This is a genomic window from Microvirga sp. P4_G7, from assembly GCF_056401005.1.
Map to the genome: position 1 here is coordinate 1 of NZ_JBFUKD010000422.1, position 3,335 is coordinate 3,335.

The window sequence follows — 3,335 nt, forward strand, 5'->3', positions numbered from 1 at the left end:
ATACATCTCCGGTCAACGGCCAGATCCTGTGTGAAATCGCCCGCTCGGATGCGACCGACGTCGAACACGCTCTCGACGCCGCCCACGCCGCAAAGGACGCATGGGGGAAGACCAGCGCCGCCGAACGGTCGCAGATTCTCAATCTCATTGCTCAACGAATGGAAGACAATCTCGCGCTGCTCGCCGAGGCGGAGACCTGGGACAACGGCAAGCCGATCCGCGAGACCACCGCCGCCGACGTCCCACTGGCGATCGACCATTTCCGCTATTTCGCGGGTTGCATCCGAGCACAGGAAGGCGGGATTTCGGAGATCGACCACGACACCATCGCTTATCATTTCCACGAACCGCTGGGCGTCGTCGGGCAGATCATTCCGTGGAACTTCCCTCTTCTGATGGCCTGTTGGAAACTCGCACCGGCGCTGGCAGCTGGAAATTGCGTCGTGATCAAGCCCGCGGAGCAGACCCCGGCATCCATCCTTGTTTGGGCTGAATTGATCGGGGACCTCCTTCCGCCAGGCGTTCTCAACATCGTCAACGGGTTCGGTCTCGAAGCCGGGAAGCCGCTCGCCTCCAGCAACCGTATCGCCAAGATTGCCTTTACCGGCGAAACGACGACCGGACGGCTGATCATGCAATATGCCAGCCAGAACCTGATCCCCGTTACGCTGGAACTGGGTGGAAAGTCGCCGAACATCTTCTTCAAGGATGTCGCCAACGAGGATGACGATTTCTTCGACAAGGCAATCGAGGGCTTTGTCATGTTTGCTCTCAATCAGGGGGAAGTTTGCACTTGTCCGAGCCGCGCTTTGATCCACGAGAGCATCTATGACCGCTTCATGGAACGCGCGCTCGCCCGGGTCGAAGACATCGTTCAGGGCGATCCACTTGATCCGAAAACGATGATAGGAGCGCAGGCGTCATCGGAGCAACTCGAGAAGATCCTGAGCTATCTTGATATCGGACGGCAGGAGGGCGCCGAAGTTCTCGCCGGCGGAGAACGCAATATGCTGCCGGGAGATCTCGCTGGCGGATATTACGTGAAGCCGACAGTTCTTCGCGGGCACAACAAGATGCGCGTCTTCCAGGAGGAGATCTTCGGCCCGGTCGTTTCCGTAACGACCTTCAAAGACGACGACGATGCGTTGAGCATCGCCAACGATACTCTGTACGGCCTTGGCGCGGGCGTTTGGAGTCGCGAAGCAAATCGCTGCTACCGTTTTGGGCGTGCGATCAAGGCTGGGCGTGTCTGGACCAACTGCTATCACGCCTATCCGGCCCACGCGGCGTTTGGTGGCTACAAGCAATCCGGTATCGGACGCGAGAACCATCGCATGATGCTCGACCATTACCAACAAACGAAGAACATGCTTGTCAGCTACAGCCCGAAGAAACTCGGCTTCTTCTGATCCTCTCAGGTGCGAGCGCAACGCTCGCACCTCTCCCCTCCGGAGCATCGCCATGGCCGAACCTGAACGTGTGGAAGCGACTGATGCGGCCCTCGCGCTGATCCGTGAGATAAAGGCCGATCATGGTCCTATCCTGTTCCACCAATCGGGTGGTTGTTGCGACGGCTCGTCTCCGATGTGCTATCCCCAAAACGACTTCATCGTCGGCGATCGAGATGTTCTGCTCGGCCGTATCGACGATGTACCGGTCTACATCAGCGAATCCCAATTCGAGGCCTGGCGGCACACGAAGCTGATCCTCGATGTCGTTCCCGGGCGCGGTGGGATGTTCTCCCTCGACAACGGTCGAGAGCGCCGGTTCCTCACCCGTTCGCGCCTGATSCCTCAAACGTAAGCAGGCATCCCTGGGCCCACGCCGAGCGCCCGGAGCATTGCTTGAACGCCCGGGTGTGAACGCTTTCATTCCATATTCTGACTTGACCCGGAGCAGTCCGTCGGCTGCTATGGCTGCGGACGTGTTCGGCAAACGAAAGAATGCCCCATGACGCAGTGGCTCGATCGAATTTCATTCGGCGCTTCTGTAGCGTTCTTCTTCCTAGGTGGCCTTATGGGCTCACATGCGGCCGATTTGTCCCCTCCTCCGGCCGTCCATGCAAGTGTGGAGGCACCCTCCGGTTGGACATACCGCTTCGTGCCCTACGGATGGCTGCCGGCCATGAGAGGCAATCAAACCGTCCGGGGACGAACGGTCAAAGTTGATGCGAGTTTTATCGATATCGTCGAAAAGAGCGATTCGCTGATCGCCTTGATGGGAGATTTCGAGGCACGCAACGGCGCTTTCTCTCTTTATGGCGATGTGGTCTGGAGCAAGATCGGCGCTTCGGGAAGCCATGTCAGAAACCGCAGCGCCGTACCCGGGATCGTCGGCAGCGTCGGCCGCGCGCTCGATCTCGATTACCAGATGGCGATCGTCGAAGTGGGAGCGACCTATGAAATCGCGCGATCTGGACCCTTCGCCTTCGATATCCTTGGTGGTGCACGCTACTGGTATCAAGAAGCAGATCTGTCGTTCGATCGGTTTCAAACGGCTGAGATCGGTGATCTTGAGATCGTAGGCGCTCGCGCAATCGCACGTTCCGGATCCGTCGATTGGCTCGATCCCATGATCGGTGCGCGAATCCGCTACACGGTGACGCCGGGGCATGAGCTTTTCGTGCGCGGTGACATCGGCGGTTTTAGCGTGGGCAGCAGGTTTTCCTGGCAGGCCATCGGGGGCTACGGGTTCGACTTCGGCACTTACCAAGGTGTCGTGTTCTCCGGCGTCCTCGGCTATCGGGCTCTCTACGTGGATTACTCACAGGGGACCGGCCGGACGCGTTACGAATTCGACATGCTGCAGCACGGGCCCATCGTCGGGCTCAGCATGCGGTTCTGAAACTGGCGCCGTCCGCTAGTCGTCTGCAGCATCAATCAAGTTGTCTCGACCGAATTCTTGCAATTCTCATTGCGCGATCATCGGCGATCGCCGCGCGCGGTTTGATGAGGACCTCTCACGCTGCCGACCGCGCGTTGGCTGACCTTCCAACCGAAACGCCCAAGTATTTGGGTTTGAGGTACGGCATCTCGGCATCTGGCCAGCGCCACGCTGTAAAACGGAATCCATTCTTGCTCGGAATTTTATCCTGAGTAGGATTACCGATCGTCGCGCGTGGCGGAATGTAACGATGGAGATCGGGAACATGGACATTCGGCTTCACGCTGACGGACCATTTGACGAGTCCCCGATATCCACCGGCCGCCTGCCCTCCGCTGAGACTGTGCGGGCACTGTTGGATGAGGCCTACGAGCGTTTCAAGGGCATCGATGAAGGCACTGTAGCCGATTACATCCCGGCACTCGCCGCAACGCCGCGCGAATTGTTTGGAA

At 58.8% G+C, this 3,335-nt stretch carries 3 protein-coding genes and 1 pseudogene; all 4 read left to right on the forward strand.

Annotated elements, in window-relative coordinates; genetic code table 11:
* Nucleotides 1–1,409: aldehyde dehydrogenase (gene adh, locus AC1DT3_RS15680; protein ID WP_477466174.1), on the forward strand; the 1,409-nt coding region annotated here is incomplete at its 5' end.
* Between the two features lie 52 nt (nucleotides 1,410–1,461).
* Nucleotides 1,462–1,803 carry a DUF779 domain-containing protein gene (locus AC1DT3_RS15685; RefSeq protein ID WP_477466175.1) on the forward strand — a complete coding sequence of 114 codons (342 nt, stop codon included), beginning with the start codon at nucleotides 1,462–1,464 and terminating at the stop codon, nucleotides 1,801–1,803.
* A gap of 321 nt (nucleotides 1,804–2,124) precedes the next feature.
* Complete coding sequence (locus tag AC1DT3_RS15690; protein WP_477466176.1) at nucleotides 2,125–2,844, forward strand: hypothetical protein; 720 nt, start codon at nucleotides 2,125–2,127, stop codon at nucleotides 2,842–2,844.
* Between the two features lie 304 nt (nucleotides 2,845–3,148).
* Nucleotides 3,149–3,335, forward strand: a pseudogene (locus AC1DT3_RS15695) (hypothetical protein); the annotation flags it as partial.